Source organism: Arthrobacter koreensis (assembly GCF_035792275.1).
Classification (GTDB): Bacteria; Actinomycetota; Actinomycetes; order Actinomycetales; family Micrococcaceae; genus Arthrobacter_B; species Arthrobacter_B koreensis_A.
Window position 1 is genome coordinate 1 of sequence record NZ_JAMWKK010000002.1, and the last position, 17043, is coordinate 17043.

General features: G+C 64.6%; 15 protein-coding genes, 2 tRNA genes and 1 pseudogene. 10 read left to right on the forward strand and 8 right to left on the reverse strand.

Annotated elements, in window-relative coordinates:
- Nucleotides 1–1522, reverse strand: a pseudogene (locus NGB94_RS01920) (zinc-dependent metalloprotease family protein); the annotation flags it as partial.
- Between the two features lie 707 nt (nt 1523–2229).
- Between NGB94_RS01920 and NGB94_RS01925 the strand changes: the two are divergent.
- A complete protein-coding gene (locus NGB94_RS01925; RefSeq protein ID WP_325788693.1) occupies nt 2230–2706 on the forward strand; it encodes a ribose-5-phosphate isomerase in 477 nt (158 codons plus the stop codon).
- Nucleotides 2706–3596, forward strand: coding sequence for an Fpg/Nei family DNA glycosylase (locus NGB94_RS01930; protein WP_325788695.1), 891 nt, complete (start codon nt 2706–2708; stop codon nt 3594–3596). Before NGB94_RS01925 ends, NGB94_RS01930 begins: the two co-directional genes overlap by 1 nt.
- Before the next feature lie 83 nt (nt 3597–3679).
- On the opposite strand, the gene NGB94_RS01935 is transcribed toward NGB94_RS01930, so the two are convergent.
- Nucleotides 3680–3753, reverse strand: a tRNA-Gly gene (locus NGB94_RS01935).
- Between the two features lie 150 nt (nt 3754–3903).
- On the opposite strand from NGB94_RS01935, the gene NGB94_RS01940 reads away from it, so the two are divergent.
- From NGB94_RS01940 to NGB94_RS01965, 6 genes are all read left to right on the forward strand, one after another.
- Nucleotides 3904–3977, forward strand: a tRNA-Pro gene (locus NGB94_RS01940).
- A 55-nt stretch (nt 3978–4032) separates the two neighbouring features.
- Nucleotides 4033–5379: a trigger factor gene (gene tig / locus NGB94_RS01945; RefSeq protein ID WP_325788697.1), complete on the forward strand. Its 1347-nt coding sequence runs from the start codon at nt 4033–4035 to the stop codon at nt 5377–5379.
- Nucleotides 5380–5681: 302 nt separating this feature from the next.
- Complete coding sequence (locus NGB94_RS01950; protein ID WP_325789105.1) at nt 5682–6296, forward strand: ATP-dependent Clp protease proteolytic subunit; 615 nt, start codon at nt 5682–5684, stop codon at nt 6294–6296.
- A 47-nt stretch (nt 6297–6343) separates the two neighbouring features.
- Nucleotides 6344–7015: an ATP-dependent Clp protease proteolytic subunit gene (locus NGB94_RS01955; RefSeq protein ID WP_325788699.1), complete on the forward strand. Its 672-nt coding sequence runs from the start codon at nt 6344–6346 to the stop codon at nt 7013–7015.
- A gap of 233 nt (nt 7016–7248) precedes the next feature.
- Complete coding sequence (clpX, locus tag NGB94_RS01960) at nt 7249–8541, forward strand: ATP-dependent Clp protease ATP-binding subunit ClpX (protein WP_325788701.1); 1293 nt, start codon at nt 7249–7251, stop codon at nt 8539–8541.
- Nucleotides 8542–8605: 64 nt separating this feature from the next.
- Nucleotides 8606–9217, forward strand: coding sequence for a disulfide bond formation protein DsbA (locus NGB94_RS01965; protein WP_325788703.1), 612 nt, complete (start codon nt 8606–8608; stop codon nt 9215–9217).
- Between the two features lie 65 nt (nt 9218–9282).
- On the opposite strand, the gene valS is transcribed toward NGB94_RS01965, so the two are convergent.
- On the reverse strand, nt 9283–11898 hold the full coding sequence (gene valS, locus NGB94_RS01970; protein WP_325788705.1) for a valine--tRNA ligase: 2616 nt from the start codon (nt 11896–11898) through the stop codon (nt 9283–9285).
- A gap of 112 nt (nt 11899–12010) precedes the next feature.
- On the opposite strand from valS, the gene NGB94_RS01975 reads away from it, so the two are divergent.
- On the forward strand, nt 12011–12379 hold the full coding sequence (locus NGB94_RS01975) for a DUF488 domain-containing protein (RefSeq protein WP_325788706.1): 369 nt from the start codon (nt 12011–12013) through the stop codon (nt 12377–12379).
- Here NGB94_RS01975 and NGB94_RS01980 read toward each other — a convergent pair.
- Nucleotides 12352–12795 carry a PGPGW domain-containing protein gene (locus tag NGB94_RS01980; RefSeq protein WP_325788707.1) on the reverse strand — a complete coding sequence of 148 codons (444 nt, stop codon included), beginning with the start codon at nt 12793–12795 and terminating at the stop codon, nt 12352–12354. The two genes, NGB94_RS01975 and NGB94_RS01980, sit on opposite strands and share 28 nt — an antisense overlap.
- Before the next feature lie 419 nt (nt 12796–13214).
- Nucleotides 13215–13619 carry an endonuclease domain-containing protein gene (locus NGB94_RS01985; RefSeq protein WP_325788708.1) on the reverse strand — a complete coding sequence of 135 codons (405 nt, stop codon included), beginning with the start codon at nt 13617–13619 and terminating at the stop codon, nt 13215–13217.
- 1128 nt (nt 13620–14747) lie between these two features.
- Between NGB94_RS01985 and NGB94_RS01990 the strand changes: the two genes are divergently transcribed.
- On the forward strand, nt 14748–15491 hold the full coding sequence (locus NGB94_RS01990; RefSeq protein WP_325788710.1) for an SDR family oxidoreductase: 744 nt from the start codon (nt 14748–14750) through the stop codon (nt 15489–15491).
- A gap of 37 nt (nt 15492–15528) precedes the next feature.
- Here the strand turns inward: NGB94_RS01990 and NGB94_RS01995 are convergent, their stop codons facing one another.
- The 3 genes from NGB94_RS01995 to NGB94_RS02005 form a co-directional block, all read right to left on the reverse strand.
- Entirely contained in the window at nt 15529–15930 is a 402-nt protein-coding gene (locus NGB94_RS01995; protein ID WP_325788712.1) for an amidase family protein, read from the reverse strand.
- Nucleotides 15931–16008: 78 nt separating this feature from the next.
- Nucleotides 16009–16419, reverse strand: coding sequence for an amidase family protein (locus NGB94_RS02000; protein WP_325788714.1), 411 nt, complete (start codon nt 16417–16419; stop codon nt 16009–16011).
- Nucleotides 16338–16931, reverse strand: a complete 594-nt coding sequence (locus NGB94_RS02005; RefSeq protein WP_325788716.1) for an amidase family protein — start codon at nt 16929–16931, stop codon at nt 16338–16340. Before NGB94_RS02005 ends, NGB94_RS02000 begins: the two co-directional genes overlap by 82 nt.
- Nucleotides 16932–17043: the final 112 nt, after the last annotated feature.

Here is a 17043-nt window from a genome sequence, read left to right on the forward strand (position 1 = left end):
CCAGGGGGCCGTTTTCGAAGCCTTGTTTCTGGTAGGCGGTGCGGATGGGGCCTGTGGGGGAGATTTGTGCTCCGGTGGTTTTGGACCAGAGGATGGCTCCGCCTTGGTAGTTCTGGTACTTGCCGCCGGGGATAGTGACTTCGCCGCTGGTGGGGAAGCCCAGGGGGCCGTTTTCGAAGCCTTGTTTCTGGTAGGCGGTGCGGATGGGGCCTGTGGGGGAGATTTGTGCTCCGGTGGTTTTGGACCAGAGGATGGCTCCGCCTTGGTAGTTCTGGTACTTGCCGCCAGGGATAGTGACTTCGTCGGAAGTCGGATAGCCAAGTGTTCCAGCCTCAAAGCCTGCACTGCGATACGCATCCCTGATGGGTCCGTTAGGCGAGGCCTTCGCGCCGGTGGACTGGGACCAAAGGACGGCTCCTCTCTCAAAGTTGCGGTAGGCGCCTCTCGGCGAAGAGATAACAGTTACGGCCGAAGAAGCACTGCCCAACTCGGGATAGGCGGCCCGGACGGCAGCAATGGGAGCAACCGCGGCCTCGACCCATGAGCTGAGTGTGACGGAGGCGGAAGATGCAGTGACTGAGTTGATTTTTACCGTTGTGCCGGTATAGGTCGTAAACGTCTGCCCAGCCTGCCATGTGTGGTTGCTGTTGTAGTACCCGGCGAATGGCCGGGTGGAAGGCGGAATGATCAGGGAGTTCACAGCCCAGGAATTTGCCTTGTCAGCTTTGACGATCTTTATGCCGCGGTTTCCGGACGGTCCCCATTGCAGGTGCTGGTCGTATCCCGCGGGCTGACGCAGCTCTATATAATACACTTCCCCCGACTGGGGATCTGTGAACTTGACGGCGCGGTTGGCCGCAGTGCCGCCCCACGGACGGAGAGTGAAGGTCCTTGGCGTACCGGCTCTGCCCGCATCTGTGATTTCATTACCCCGCCCGAAGCTGCCGGCATCCCAGAAATAGGAGTTGATCACCGGTTGGTTGTACTGAGCTGATCCCATGAGATCAGTTGTGTCGCCATATTCGCGGCTGCTGCACGCGCCGTCGGTCCAGCGGCCATTGGCGCCGGTCCCTACGTCTGCGCGTCCGTTCGAACACTGGAGACTGTTCGCGTGAAGCAGTCCCAGCACGTGTCCGACTTCGTGGGTAACGACATTATTGGTGAAGGATGACGGTGCGGGCATCAGGATGCGTCCAGCCGTACCTCCAACGGTCCAGCCGCCGCCCAGGATCCCGCCGTAGCCACCGGACCGGAGATCAGCAGTCGGCACAAAGACCACGAGTGCCGTGTAGGGGTTGTCCACCCATCTCAGTTCTTTGGCGATCTTGTTCATCATGGTTGCGTAGTCATCGAGTGCGTGCGCAGAAGTGCTGTAATGGACGCGCTCGGAAGCAATGGACATGGACAGCCGGTTGTCGGACATTGTGCGCCAGTAAGTGTTGGCGCTGTATATCGAATTTCGTGCCGCGCCCAGGTCGACAAGGCTGCCGTTGCCCTGCACGGTGGCCCGGACCAGGGTCACCTTGATGTTCCCGGCCCTCGAAGGCGCTCCGAGCATACTCGCGGCGCCTCCCCGAGCCAGCATCGGCTCCACGTATTCGTGCTCAGTGTCCACCGCTGACCGGATACTGCCGTCCGCCTCCGTAATGAGCGGAGTCTCGGGTCCAGGAACGACGTGCCCCTCGCCAACAGGAACGTATTCATAGCCGTCGTCTTCCGCATCTGATTCCTCAAGCGCCTCGAGAGACTCAGTGCCGTCGGGTGAAGGCGCACCAGGTGCGCTTGTGGTGGGCGACGGTACGGATTCGGTGGGAACAGGAGCGGGGAGTTCCGCTGTTGACAGCTCCTCTCCGGAAACCGGGGGAAGGACCTGCGGAGCCTGCACGGTTTCTTCAGTGACAGGGTTTGGAGGCGCAGTGCTGACTGCACCCACCGGGGAGATCCCGCCGAAGGCAAGCGCCGCCGTCAGGGTTGCAAGAAGGGCGAGTTTTCCGGTTTTCAATGGTGGATCCTTGCATAGCTAAACGGCGCGGGGCAGTGGGCGTGGTTCCGCCGGGAACCCTCCAATGCCGGACCTGCCGACGGACGAGGCCCGTTCCCAGCGAAACCACTTGCACTCCCTGCTATCGGCAGACTTGCGCACAGCGTTACACGTTTGGAGGCTGGAGCGCCAAAAAAGTTAAGCTGGTGCTGGCAACAGAACCATCCAATTACTGATGAACGGAAATCATGCGCGTCCACATCGCCACAGACCACGCCGGACTTGAACTCAGCGCCCACCTGCAGGAACACCTCGCAGCAGCCGGGTACGACGTAGTGGACCACGGACCCAAGGCGTACGACGCCGAAGATGACTACCCCGGGTTCTGCATCGACGCAGCCAAGGCAGTCGTCGCTGACCAGGAAACCGGCACCGATGCCCTGGGCATCGTCCTGGGCGGCTCCGGCAACGGCGAACAGATCGCGGCCAACAAGGTCCGGGGCATCCGCGCCGCCCTGGCCTGGAACCTGGACACCGCACGGCTTGCCCGCCAGCACAACGATGCCAACGTGGTCGCCGTCGGGGGCCGGCAGCATTCTCTCGCCGAAGCGACAGAGATCATCGACGCCTTCCTTAGCGAGCCGTTCAGCAATGCGGAACGCCATGTCCGCCGGATCGCCCAGATTGCCGAATATGAAGCCAATGGCTCCATCGCGGCCGGCTAATGCCTGAAGGGCATTCAATCCACCGCCTTGCCCGGCAGTTCACCTCGGTGTTTGCCGAGCAGGCGTTGGCGGTTTCCAGCCCCCAGGGCCGGTTTGCGGCCGGCGCCGCGCAGCTGGACGGCCACGTCCTGACCGGGGCGCAGGCCCACGGCAAGCAGCTCTTCCTGGAGTTCGACAACGAGTTGTTCCTGCGGATCCACTTGGGACTTTACGGTGCCTTCGATTTCGGCGGCGACGAAACCTTCCGCGGTGCCTCCAGCATCGGCGCGCCTCGCCGGGTGGGGGAGCAGGAAGCCCCTGACGACGCCGGCGCCGGCACTTACACCGGTCCTCCGCCGCCCAGGGGCGCGGTACGGGTTCGGCTGGTTTCGCCGCATGGCTGGGCGGACCTGCGTGGCCCAACGGCTTGTGAAGTCATCACGGATGCAGAACGCAGGGCGGTGCTCGCACGGCTGGGTCCGGATCCGCTGCAGCAGGCAGGGGACGGAGCAGAAGACTTCGTCCAGCGGCTGACAAGCCGCGGCTCGCCGGTTGCCGCGCTGCTGATGAACCAGGAAGTCCTCGCAGGCGTGGGCAACGTCTATCGGGCGGAGGTGCTCTTCCGTCAGCGGATCTCTCCCTGGGCTACCGGCAGGGCGCTGCAGCCCGACCAGGCGCGGGCGCTATGGGACGACGTCGTGTCCGTCATGGCCGACGGCGTCGCTGAAGGCCGCATAGTGACGACTCTGCCGGAACACCGTTCCGTGCGCACCGAGCCGGTACCCGCTTCCGAAGCACACTACGTCTACAAACGGCAGGGCCTGCCCTGCCGGATCTGCGGCACCGAAATCGCGCTCACCGAGATGGCAGCCCGGAAACTGTACTGGTGTCCGTCCTGCCAGGCCGGCTAAGGGACAGCAAAAAGGCCCCCGTTCCCGCAGCCGAAACGTAGGTTTCAAGCTGCAGGAACGGGGGCCTTCTTAGATAAAATCCGTGGAGGGGATGACGGGAATCGAACCCGCGTAATCAGTTTGGAAGACTGAGGCTCTACCATTGAGCTACATCCCCGGCGCCGTAAGGCAGGTTTTACCTTAGCACGGTAATTTGGCGGATGAATAATCGGCGGCTTCCCTTCGCCCATCAGGAGCTACGGAGGGGCTGGGCGCCTCGGAATTGTGCATGTGGAAGTCAATGCCGGTAGGCTGTCAGGTGCACTGACGGGGTGTAGCTCAGCTTGGAAGAGCGCCTGCTTTGGGAGCAGGAAGTCGCAGGTTCAAATCCTGTCACCCCGACTCTGTATAAACGACGGTGCAGACCAACCCCAGAACCCTCAGGAGAACTAACGCTGTGAAGAGCGCTGTAGAAAACCTCACACCCACGCGGGTAAAGCTCAACGTAGAAGTTCCGCTTGAGGAATTGAAGCCGAGCATCGACGAGGCCTACAAGACCATCGCCACCCAGGTGCAGGTCCCGGGCTTCCGCAAGGGCAAGGTCCCCAACAAGCTCATCGATCAGCGCGTTGGCCGCGGCTACGTCCTCGAAACCGCCATCAATGACGGCCTGAACGGTTTCTACCAGGCAGCAGTCCAGGAAACCGGCATCCGTCCGCTGAGCCGCCCCGAGGTCGAGATCAGCGAAGTTCCGGACCCCACCTCCGACGAAGGCCAGCTGGTCTTCAACGTTGAGCTGGACATCCGCCCCGAGATCGAGCTCCCGGACTACGCCGGCATCGAGGTCACCGTTGAGCCCGCCGAAGCCGGCGACGCCGACGTCGAAAAGGCCATGGACGAACTGCGCGGCCGCTTCGGCACGCTGAAGAGCGTTGACCGCCCTGCCGCAGAAAACGATTTCCTCACCATGGACCTGGTTGCCAAGGTTGACGGCGAAGAAGTCGACTCGGCCTCGGACCTGTCCTACCAGGTAGGCGCCGGAACCATGCTCGAGGGCATGGACGAAGCCGTAACCGGCCTGTCCACCGACGAGTCCGCCACCTTCACCACGAAGCTGGCCGGCGGCGAGCACGCAGGTGCCGACGCCGAGGTTACCGTCACCGTGAAGGCCGTCAAGGAGCGCGAGCTTCCCGAAGCCAACGATGACTTCGCCCAGCTGGCCAGCGAATTCGACACCATCGCTGAACTGCGCGAAGACCTCGCGAAGCGTGCCGCTGAAGCAAAGGTCATGGAGCAGGGCGTCGAAGCCCGCGACAAGGTCCTTGAGAAGCTCCTCGAAATGATCGAGGTACCGGTTCCGGAATCCGTCATTGAAGAGCAGCTGGACCAGCACTTCAACTCCGAGTCGGCTCACACCGCCGGTGAAGACCACGACACCGAAGAGCACCGCGCAGAAATCCGTGAGAACACCGAACAGGCGTTCAAGAACGAGATCATCCTGGACGCAGTCGCTGACAAGGAAGAAGTCGGCGTTAACCAGAACGAACTCATCGACTACATCGTTTCCATGGCCGGCCAGTACGGCATGGATCCGAACCAGTTCGCCCAGCTGATCGACCAGGGCGGCCAGGTTCCGATGATGGTTGGCGAAGTGCGCCGCCGCAAGGCCCTCGCCAAGGTCCTCGAGCTGGCTAAGGTCACCGACACCACCGGTGCCGAGGTTGACCTGACCGCTTTCGTTCGCCCCGAAGGCGAAGAAGCAGCTCCTGAGGCCGCTGAAGAAGCCGGCGAAGAGAAGGCTTAGTCCTTAGCTGCGCCGCATCCCCGGTGCAGCAGCAAGAGGAAGCACTGCAGCACGCTGCAGTGCTTCCTCTGTGTTTAAGCCCCGGTCCGGGGCCGATTCCTGCGGCCATTCCCTGAACGCCGGCAACGTGCGCCGTCAGCGAACAGCGCGCGTAACGGGAGCAAAAGGACTGCAGGAAAGGTTAGTGTCCAAGAAGAGATAAACGGCGGGAGCTGGAGCGGTGCATCAAAGGCACCTAACCGGACCCTTTCCGCCAGAGCGAGAGGTCACTCAGTATGGCAAATGCACCCAGCACACCCACTATGGCTACTGTGGACCCGGCCAGCCGGGATGACTACATCTACAACCGGCTGCTGAAGGAACGGATCATCTGGCTCGGCTCGGAAGTCCGGGACGACAACGCCAACGCAATCTGCTCCCAGCTGCTCCTCCTCTCCGCCGAGGATCCGGAGAAGGACATCTTCCTTTACATCAACTCTCCCGGCGGCTCCGTGACCGCCGGCATGGCGATCTACGACACCATGCAGTTCATCCCGAACGACGTCGTTACCGTCGCCACCGGCCTGGCCGCTTCCATGGGCCAGTTCCTGCTGTCCTCGGGGACCAAGGGCAAGCGCTACGCCACCCCGCATGCACGCATCCTGATGCACCAGCCCTCCGGCGGCATCGGCGGCACCGCGTCGGACATCCGGATCCAGGCTGAGCTGATCCTGCACATGAAGCAGGTCATGGCCGAGCTCACTGCTGAGCAGACCGGACAGACCGTGGAGCAGATCCTGAAGGACAACGACCGCGACAAGTGGTTCACCGCAGAAGAAGGCCTCGCCTACGGCTTCTTCGACAAGATCTCCGCTCACGCCGGCGGCGTCACCGGTGGCGGCGGAACCAACCACGACCAGGACGGCGAGCAGGAATAGTCCAGCTTTCGGCCGGCCAGCGCACCACAGACTTCAGGAGTAAAGCAATGAACCACAATTTCGGAACCCCGGGCAGCACGGCATCCCAGATGCCGTCCAGCCGCTACGTACTGCCCCAGTTCGAAGAGCGCACGCCGTACGGCTTCAAGCGCCAGGACCCCTATACCAAGCTGTTCGAGGACCGCATCATCTTCCTGGGCGTGCAGGTGGACGACGCCTCCGCAGATGACATCATGGCCCAGTTGCTGGTCCTTGAGTCCACTGACCCGGACCGCGACATCACCCTGTACATCAACTCTCCCGGCGGTTCGTTCACTGCCATGACGGCGATTTACGACACCATGCAGTACATCCGCCCCGAAATCCAGACCGTCTGCCTGGGCCAGGCTGCCAGCGCGGCTGCCGTGCTTCTGGCCGCCGGCACCCCCGGCAAGCGCCTGGCGCTGCCGAACGCCCGCGTGCTGATCCACCAGCCTGCACTCGGCGGCGGAGAGCGCGGACAGGCGTCGGACCTCGAAATCCAGGCCGCAGAGGTCATGCGGATGCGTACCTGGCTGGAGGACACTCTGGCCCTGCACTCGAACAAGACGTCTGAGGAAGTCAACCGGGACATCGAGCGCGACAAGATCCTCACGGCCGCTTCCGCGCTGGAATACGGCCTGATTGACCAGGTCCTTGACTCCCGCAAGATCAAGACCCCGGCTATCAACAAGAGCTAGCAGGGGCACTTCGCAGCCGTCCCCGTCCTTCGCTGGGCGGGGACGGCTGCTGTTTCTCCGGGCGGGCCGGACGTGCGGGCGGGTAAAAAGGCGCACCACGGGCCCGTAATTGCTGATTACCTCACCCAAGTGTCCTAGAGTGGAACATGGTTGACTGGCATGGTTTTCCTTACGGCACGTTTTTTCTTCGGCACGGCGACCGCCGCCGAGGACCATCTAAAGGGGACTGAATTATGGCTCGCATTGGTGAGAGCACAGATCTGCTTAAGTGCTCTTTCTGCGGAAAGAGCCAGAAGCAGGTGCGCAAGCTGATCGCCGGTCCCGGCGTCTACATCTGCGACGAGTGCATTGAGCTCTGCAACGAAATCATCGAAGAAGAGCTCTCCGAGACCACTGAGGGCGACTCCTTCGTCCTTCCCAAGCCGCGTGAGATCTTCGATTCGCTGCAGGAATACGTCATTGGCCAGGAGCCAGCCAAGCGCTCCCTCGCCGTCGCCGTCTACAACCACTACAAGCGCATCCAGTCCGGCCATGCCACCCGCGGTACGGCGAACCTCAGCGACGCCGTCGGCACCGAGGACGTGGAGATCGGCAAATCCAACATCCTGCTGATCGGCCCCACCGGCTGCGGCAAGACCTACCTGGCGCAGACCCTGGCACGCCGGCTGAACGTACCGTTCGCCGTCGCCGATGCCACGGCCCTTACCGAGGCCGGGTACGTGGGAGAGGATGTGGAGAACATCCTCCTGAAGCTCATCCAGGCCGCTGACTACGACGTCAAGAAGGCCGAACAGGGCATCATCTACATTGACGAGATCGACAAGATCTCCCGCAAGAGCGAGAACCCTTCCATTACGCGCGATGTGTCGGGCGAGGGCGTGCAGCAGGCCCTGCTGAAAATCCTGGAAGGCACGGTTGCCTCCGTGCCGCCGCAGGGCGGGCGGAAGCACCCCCACCAGGAGTTCATCCAGATCGACACCACCAACGTGCTGTTCATCGTGGCCGGCGCCTTCGCCGGGCTCGAGGAGATCATCGGGTCGCGTTCGGGCCGCAAGGGCATCGGTTTCGGTGCTCCGCTGAACGAAACCAGCAAGGACACTGATTCCTACGCTGACGTCATGCCCGAGGACCTGCTGAAGTTCGGCCTGATCCCTGAGTTCATCGGCCGTCTGCCGGTCATCACCACGGTTTCCAACCTGGACCGCAAGGCCCTGATCCAGATCCTTACGGAGCCGAAGAACGCTCTGGTCAAGCAGTTCCAGAAGATGTTCCAGCTCGACGGCGTCGAACTGGTCTTTGAGCCCGAGGCACTGGACGCGATCGCGGACCAGGCGCTGGGCCGCGGCACCGGGGCACGCGGGCTGCGTGCCATCCTCGAAGAAGTGCTGCTGCCGGTCATGTTCGACCTTCCCAGCCGCGAGGACGTCGCCCGAGTCGTGATCACCAGGGAAGCCGTCACCGAGAAGGCCGAACCGACCCTGATCTCCCATGACGTAATCGCCAAGCGGCGGAATAAGTCAGCCTGATTTCGCGCTGCCGCTAACGGGATCTGATCCCGACCGCACAATATTCTTGACGAGGAGTAAGCCTGTGCCCGAAAACACTGCTGTTGCCGATTTCTGGTTCGATCCCACCTGCCCGTTCGCCTGGGTCACCTCGCGCTGGATGGGGGAAGTCGAAAAGGTCCGCGACGTCCGCACCGAATGGCACGTCATGAGCCTTGCCGTGCTCAACGAAGGCCGTGACCTTCCTGAGGACTACCGCGCCCGGATCGACAAGGCATGGGGACCCGTCCGCGTGATCATCGCTGCAGCGGAACTGCACGGCCCGGAGAACATCAAGAAGCTCTATGACGCGATGGGCACCCGGATCCACGTCCAGGGAATGAAGGATTACGACGCCGTCATCGCCGAGTCCCTCGCTGAGGCGGGACTGCCGGCGGAACTCGCAGACGTCGCTGCCACGGATAAGTTCGATACCCAGCTGCGTGCCTCCCACCAAGAAGCCATCGACAAGGTGGGGGACGACGTCGGCACTCCCGTCGTCGCTTTCAACGGCACCGCTTTCTTCGGCCCGGTGCTCACGCGGATTCCGCGCGGCGAGGAAGCCGGCAAAATGTTCGACGGTGCCCTCGCGCTGGCTTCGAACCCGTACTTCTTCGAGATTAAGCGCAGCCGTACCGAGAACCCGCAGTTCGACTAAGCACAGGCAACGAAAAAGTGCCCGTCCGGATGATTCCGGACGGGCACTTTTTATGCCGCTGCTGATTACTCCGCGGGAGCCAGCTCGACGCCGCTGACGGTCAGCTCGCCGTCGCCGGCCACCAGTTCAAGGTTCCGCACGTTGCCCGCTGCCAGCAGGTCCGGCAGGCCGGCGCGCAGGCGTTCCACCTGGGCTGCGGGTGCAGTCACGGAAGCGTTGAGCACCTCGGTGCGCTGTTTGACCTTGGCCTCGGACTTGGCCTTGCGGATGCCGCCCAGCGCCTGGGCGACGGTTCCCAGGATTGCGGCATCGGCACCGGAGACGCCCGCTGCCAGGCCGTCAACGGCCGGCCACGAAGCGCGGTGCACGGATCCGGCACGCCACCAGCTCCAGACCTCTTCCGTCGCGAAGGGCAGGAACGGTGCGAACAGGCGAAGCAGCGAATCCAGGGTGGTGGCCAGGGTCGCCAGCACCGAAGCCTGCTCGGCCTCGCCCGCAGCACCGTAGGCGCGGTCCTTGATCAGCTCCACGTAGTCGTCCGTGAAGGACCAGAAGAAGGACTCGGTGATCTGCAGTGCCCGGGCATAGTCGTAGCTCTCGAACGCCTTGGTGGCGTTGTTGACCACGTCTACCAGCTGTACCAGCAGCGACTGGTCCAGCGGGTTGGTGATCGCCGAGGTATCCGTGCCGACGACGTTGGCTTCGGTAGCGCCCAGGTTCAGGACGAACTTGGAGGCATTGAGCAGCTTGATCGCCAGGCGGCGGCCAATCTTCATCTGCGCGATTTCGTAGGCGGTGTCCGCGCCCAGGCGGGCTGAGGCAGCCCAGTAGCGGACGGCGTCGGACCCGTACTCGTTCAGCACATCGGTGGGGACCACTACGTTGCCCTTGGACTTGGACATCTTCTTCCGGTCCGGGTCCAGGATCCAGCCGGAGATTGCCGCATGCTTCCACGGAGCAGCATGCTGCAGCGCGTCGGCACGGACTACGGAGGAGAATAGCCAGGTCCGGATGATGTCGTGGCCCTGCGGGCGCAGGTCGAACGGGAACACCTTGGAGAACAGGTCTTCATCCACGCCCCAGCCGCCAACGATCTGCGGAGTCAGGGAGGAGGTGGCCCAGGTGTCGAGCACGTCGGCGTCGCCGATGAAGCCGCCGGGCTGGTTGCGCTGGGACTCCTCGTAACCCGGAGCCGGATCAGCGGCCGGATCGGCCGGAAGCGACTCGAAAGCCGGCAGGATCGGGTTGTCGTAGTCCGGGTTGCCGGACGCGTCCAGCGGGTACCAGACCGGAACCGGAACGCCGAAGAAGCGCTGGCGGGAAACCAGCCAGTCGCCGTTGAGGCCTTCGATCCAGTTCTCGTAGCGGGAGCGCATAAACGCCGGGTGGAAGTCGATTTCCCTGCCGCGGGCAATCAGGCGTTCGCGGCGTTCGGCGTCGCGGCCGCCGTTGCGGATGTACCACTGGCGGCTGGTGACAACCTCAAGCGGCTTGTCGCCCTTCTCGAAGAAGTTCACCGGGTGGGTGATCTTCTTCGGCTCGCCGTCCAGGTCGCCGCTTTCGCGGAGCAGTTCCACGACGGCTTCCTTGGCACTGAAGACGGTTTTGCCGGCAACGGCGGCATAGTTTTCCTGCGCGGCCGGCGTCGTGATCCATTCCGGGGTGTCCGCGAGGATGCGGCCGTCGCGGCCGATCACGGCACGGGTGGGCAGGTTCAGCTCGCGCCACCAGGTGACGTCGGTCAGGTCGCCGAAGGTGCAGATCATCGCGATGCCCGAGCCCTTGTCCGGCTTGGCCAGCGGGTGCGCCTTGACCTCGACCTCGACGTCGAAGAGCGGGGACTTCACGGTGGTGCCGAACAGGCGCTGGTAGCGCTCGTCGTCGGGGTGTGCCACCAGTGCCACGCAGGCCGGGAGGAGCTCCGGGCGGGTGGTCTCGATGAAGACCTTCTCGCCGTCGGGCGCGTGGAAGCTGATCCGGTGGTAGGCGCCGGGCTGCTCGCGGTCTTCAAGCTCGGCCTGGGCAACGGCGGTGCGGAACGTGACGTCCCAGAGGGTCGGTGCTTCGGCCATGTAGGCATCGCCGGCCTTCAGGTTCTCCAGGAACGCGCGCTGGCTGACGGCGCGGGAATGGTCGTCAATGGTCCGGTAGGTGCGGGTCCAGTCGACAGACAGGCCGAGGGTGCTGAAAAGGTTCTCGAAGACCTTCTCATCCTCCACAGCCAGTTCTTCGCAGAGCTCAATGAAGTTGCGGCGGGAAATGACGTCGAAGTCGCGCTGGTTCTTCGGGGCCGTTGCCGGCGGCTGGTAGTCCGGATCGTACGGCTTGGTGGGGTCGCAGCGCACGCCGTAGTAGTTCTGGACGCGGCGCTCAGTGGGCAGTCCGTTGTCGTCCCATCCCATGGGGTAGAAGACGTTCTTCCCCTTCATCCGCTGGTAGCGGGCCAGGACGTCGGTCTGCGTGTAGGAGAACATGTGTCCTACGTGCAGGGAGCCCGAAGCGGTCGGCGGAGGAGTGTCGATCGAGTAGACCTCGTCCCGGGCCGTGTCGGCATTGAAGGCGTACGTGCCTTCTTCGCGCCAGCGGCGGCTCAGGGTCTCTTCCAGCCCTTCGAGGGCAGGTTTGTCAGGAACGGAAACGGTCGCAGCGGGCGTGTCTGTGCCCGGGATATTGTCAGCCATGCTGCCATTCTCCCACGGGTGCCGGTACCGCCGTCATCTGTGTCGCGGCCGGCGGACGCCACTGGCAGCCGGTCTCTTCCGGGGGCGGCCGCCGGCGCCTAGCATCCGGTACATGGCTGGAATCGATGCGTCCCAGATCCGTGTTCGGCGAATCTATGAAGCGCCCGACGGCGGCTTCCGGGTGCTGGTGGACAGGCTCTGGCCCCGTGGGGTGTCCAAAGCGCGTGCTGAGCTGGATGAATGGTTCAAGGAAGCGGCGCCCAGTACCGAACTGCGCCAGTGGTTCGGCCACCGGCCGGAACGCTGGGAAGGCTTCACCGAGCGCTACATCCGTGAGCTGAAAGACAACGGGGCCGTGGCGGACTTCGCTGCCCAGTGCGCGGCCCGGCCGGACACGGTGCTGCTCTTCGGCGCCCGGAACGAGCAGGAGAACGAGGCCGTGGTGCTGCGGGATTATCTGCTGGGCCGGAACTTCACGTAGCTGTAGACGATCAGGGCGATGGCAATGCAGCCGGAGAGGATAAGCGCGCTGCCGGTGGTCCATCCACCTGGAAGCCACCAGTCCTCCTCGAGCGGCCACCACGTCGGAACCGTCCGCCACAGGCCCCAGGTAATGCCGGCGGCGATCAGGGTCAGAGCGCTGGTGAGCGCGATGGCGATCCGGATCCAGGACTGCACGCCCTGCTCGGCCGCGCGGTAGGCCTGGACTTTTACCGGGTGCAGCCAGCGGTCGGCCCAGTCGTACCGCAGGGAGAGGATCGCCAGGCCGGCTACGAGCAGCAGCAGACCCGGCCCCGGCAGCACCAGGCCAGCCACTCCGAGCACAATGAGGGTCCAGCCGGCCACTTCAATGCCCGTGCGTCGGACCCATGCTGGGATTCGGTCGGCGCGCGGCATGCTTCCAGCTTGGCATAACGTCCCGCCCGGAGGACACCTGCGGGCGGGTCCGTGGGGCTTTCCGGCTTTCTTGCCGGATGGAGGTGGGGTGCCGAGCTGTGGGCCGCCCGTCCACCCGGCGGGCACTCGCCGACGAACCACGGTTCCCACAAACTGGGTCGGGTGAGGCCTGTGAGGTCACACGGCTTGACTCCTGTCACATGACGTGGGAAGGGCGGTGCGCGCGTAGGCAGAACGGACTGCCCAAAGGGCTGCGCATCTCATTCCGGCGTCTCGGCAGGGGGTAGGCGGCCGGACAGGTCTGGGTCTGCGGAACGCTGGTCCGAAGGCGGGCTCCACGCCCCGGCACCGGCCTGATCGACTGCCGGCACCTGTACGTGCACATGCCCCGACAGGCCGACACGCCCGGGCACCTGACATCAACGGCTGGTGTCCGCCAGGGACTCCTTCACCAGCCGGACGAACCGTTCAGGATTGCCGAGTAGCAGCTCGGCCGTGATGCGCAGGGTCTGGTATCCCTGTGCGGTTGCGGCGTTCCAGCGGGCCCGGTCCTGACGGTAGTGCTTCCGGCTGCTGTGGAACTCGTAGCCGTCGATCTCTACGATGAGCCGCCCGGCGACCAGAAAGTCCACCCGGCCTACGCCCGGCACCAGCACTTCCTCCTGGATTTCCAGTCCTGCGGCCATCAGGTGGTAGCGGGCGCAGACTTCCAGCGGCGATGCCTTGGGCCTGCCTATTCCCTCCAGCAACCTCTGGGCCTGCCAATCCCGGGTCCGGCTCAAAGCCTGCTGGAGGGTCCGTGCCGAGACGGCATTGTGTGCCACAGCGGATTCCGCGATGACCAGGGCCTGCAGTGGTGGCAGGCACCGGAATGCGTCGCGCACGACCTCGGCTGGGGCTGCGATGAGCCGCCCCTTCGTTCTGCCGCCCCGGTGCAGGCTAATGCCGGGATGCTGGAGGGACCTGTCTGCACGAACATGTACAGGCTTCGGTCTCTCCAGGACCCACCAGCCTCTAATCTCCGCCGCAGAAGCGCAGGTGAGCGACGATCCCAGGGATGCGGCCAGCACCAGTTCCTCCCGGCAATCAGGCAACCCGTAGTAGCCCGGCAGCTTGTGCTGCACTACGCCGCGGCGCTCAGCTGCTTCTAGCTGTGCCCGGCTGAACCCGTTCGCCTCTAGGGCACTGCGGCTAAGCAGCCCGTGGTGAGCTCTGCAGAACGCCTCGATCGGGTCCACCCTGCCAGCGTCAACGCGCGGGCCAGAAGCTGGTCCTGTAACGGTTCGCTCAGGGGACAGCCGGCTTGCCCGCTGCGCCTGTGGAGGAGTGCCCGGCAACTCGGAAACAGCTGAAGCAGTGCACGGCTGTTCCTAACCTGGCGCTGATTCCAGCCGCTCATGGAGCCAAGACAGACAGACGGTTCCTTCTGCCTGTTGGAAAGCACGCAGGGTGGGCAGCCCGGGTGGTGGGGGCTTCCGCGCGCTGTCGAGAAAGTATCCGGCCAGCCCTGCGAGCACGGCGTTCACCTGCTCCCGTTCACAGGAAGCGAATACCCGGCGGAGCTCTGCCTGGTTTAGGGACCCGCTGACCGCCTTCACGAAGGCACGGAGCCCGCCGGCTGTTATGACGCGGTCTGCGCATCCCGGAGAATATCCTCCGGCCTGAGAGTGAGCCTCGACGACTGGACCGCCGACGATCGACTCTACGGCCGATCGTACCGAATGGGGCAGAGTCAGCCCATCCGATCCGTGCACGGTTGTTCATGGTGACGTTCCTGGGTAAGCCGAGGCCGAAACCTGCCGCCCTTCCCATGGACAGTGACGGGTGGCAACCAATGGGACCTCATCCGTCACTCGGGCCACCAAATGTGGGAAGGGCGGTTGCCGTCGCCGCAGCGACACAGCACGACGCGCAGCCCGGCCACCGGGGAGCAGTTCGCTAGGGTAGCGGTCATGACGAATAAGCGCGTAGTTGTGACCGGAGCAAGCTCGGGAATCGGTGCGGCAGCGGTCCGCGCCCTGCGGAAGACGGGCTGGGACGTAGTCGCCGTAGCCCGCCGGGAAGACCGGCTGCAGGCGCTCGCGGAGGAAACCGGCGCCCGGATCATCGCCTGCGACGTCACCGACCGCCAGTCAGTGGACGCCATGGCGCGGGAGGTGCTGGCCGACGGGGGAGTGGACGCCATCGTGAATAACGCCGGCGGCGCGTTCGGCATGGATGCGGTGGCAACCGGAAACCCCGAGGACTGGGTACGGATGTACAACGTCAACGTGCTCGGAGCGCTCAACGTCACGCAGGCCTTTCTGCCCGCACTGCGGGAAAACGGTGAGGGGTCCATCCTGATGCTGACCTCGACTGCGGCGCTCGCAGCGTACGAAGGCGGAGCCGGCTACTGCGCCGCGAAGGCTGGCGAGGAAGCCATGACCCAGGCACTGCGCCTCGAAGAAGCCGAACACAACGTGCGGGTCATCGAGATCCTGCCGGGCATGGTCAAGACGGAGGAGTTCTCCCTGAACCGGCTCGGCGACGCCGCCGCGGCAGAAAAGATCTACGCCGGCGTCGAAAAGCCTCTGACCGCCGACGACGTGGCGGACGTTATGGCCTACGCCCTGAACGCCCCGCATCACGTCAACCTGGACCAGGTTGTCATCCGTCCCGTGGCGCAGGCAGCGCAGCACAAGGTGATCCGCCGCTAGAGCGCCGCCCGGCAGAGGCCAGCCAGCACCGCGCCTGTCACCAGCCCTGGTAACCGGTGGCTACCCGCTGCCACGGCGCTGAGGCCTCGAGCTGGCCCGCCAGCCGCAGCAACAGATCCTCACGCGCAAGGTCGGCCATCAGCTGCACACCCACGGGCATTCCGTTGTCATCGGTACCGATTGGAAGCGAGATGGCAGGCTGCCCCGAGAGGTTGAACATGTTGGTGCAGACCGCAAAGCGCGAGGTCCGAGGCCCCATCGTCTCCGGGTCCTTTACGTCCAGATAACCCAGCTTCCGCGTGGTCTGGGCGCGGGTGGGCAGCAGGATCACGTCCACGCCGCCGGGCCCGAACTGCTCGGCGACCCGCCAGCCGGTGCGCTGCGCCGTCTGCAGAGCCTTGGCGAGGTCGGAGGCTCTGTTGTTCGCGGCGCTGTCCAAAGTTGCCCGGGTCCACGGCTCGATGTCGTCCTAGGCCAGTCCCCGCCCCAGCGCGGCGAGGCGGTCGTTGATCTGCGCCTACGTTTCTGCGGCCATGATGGTTCCGCCTGCCGCGAGCACCTCCATCATGTCCAGGCCCAGGTGGACCTCGCGCACCTCGTGCCCCAGGTCTCTCAGCAGTGCGGCAGCATGGTCGACGGCGGCTGTGCAGGCGGCGTCGGCGGGGAACGGGCCCGGGGCGATCCGGATCAGCCCGATCCGCAGGCGGCCGGCGTCGGCGCCCACCTCCTCCAGGAACGGGCGTAGAGGGGTGGGCGCGCCGAAGGAATCGCCCGGATGGTGGCCGGCGACGGCGTCGAGCAGGGCGGCGCTGTCACGAACCGTGGTCGTCAGGGCATGGTGGTAGGTCACGGGTGAGGCCAGCGCGATGGGATTCGGCCAGGCAGGCACCCGGCCACGGCTCGGCTTGAGGCCCACCAGCCCGCACATGGCGGAAGGAATCCGGATGGACCCGCCGCCGTCGGTCCCGCGGACGCCGCCGAACCGCCGCTGGAGCCGCCCGTGGAGTACTCGGTGTTCCAGGGGTTGTGGCACGGGCCGTACAGGAGCGGCTCGGTGGTGGTGGTTTTGCCGAACTCCGGCGCGTTGGTCATACCCACCACCACCATGCCCGCGGCCTTGTAGCGCTGCACAACGGTGCTGTCGACGGTAGCGATCACGTCCGTAAACAGCCTTGATCCGTCCGTGGCGGGCAGTCCTTTGACATCCGTGCCGAGGATCTTGATCAGGATCGGCACTCCCCGCAGCGGCCCGTCCGGCAGGCCTGCCTCGACCTCGGCCCGTGCCTCGTCAAAGCGGGTGGCGACCACGGCGTTGAGTGCGGGGTTGAGCTCTTTGATGCGGCTGATCGACTGTTCAAGGACCTCGGCGGGATCGGCGGCCCCGGAGCGGATGTCGGCGGCAAGCGCGATAGCGTCACGAGGGGCAGGGGCTTCTGTCATGACGGTTCCTTTCGGTTGGCGAACCGCTCAAGGGCTGACGCGTCCTCGAGGCCCATGGATGAGCCCGGAACTGCGGGGCTGGATCAGCTCTGGCCCGCTCTACCAAAAGTAG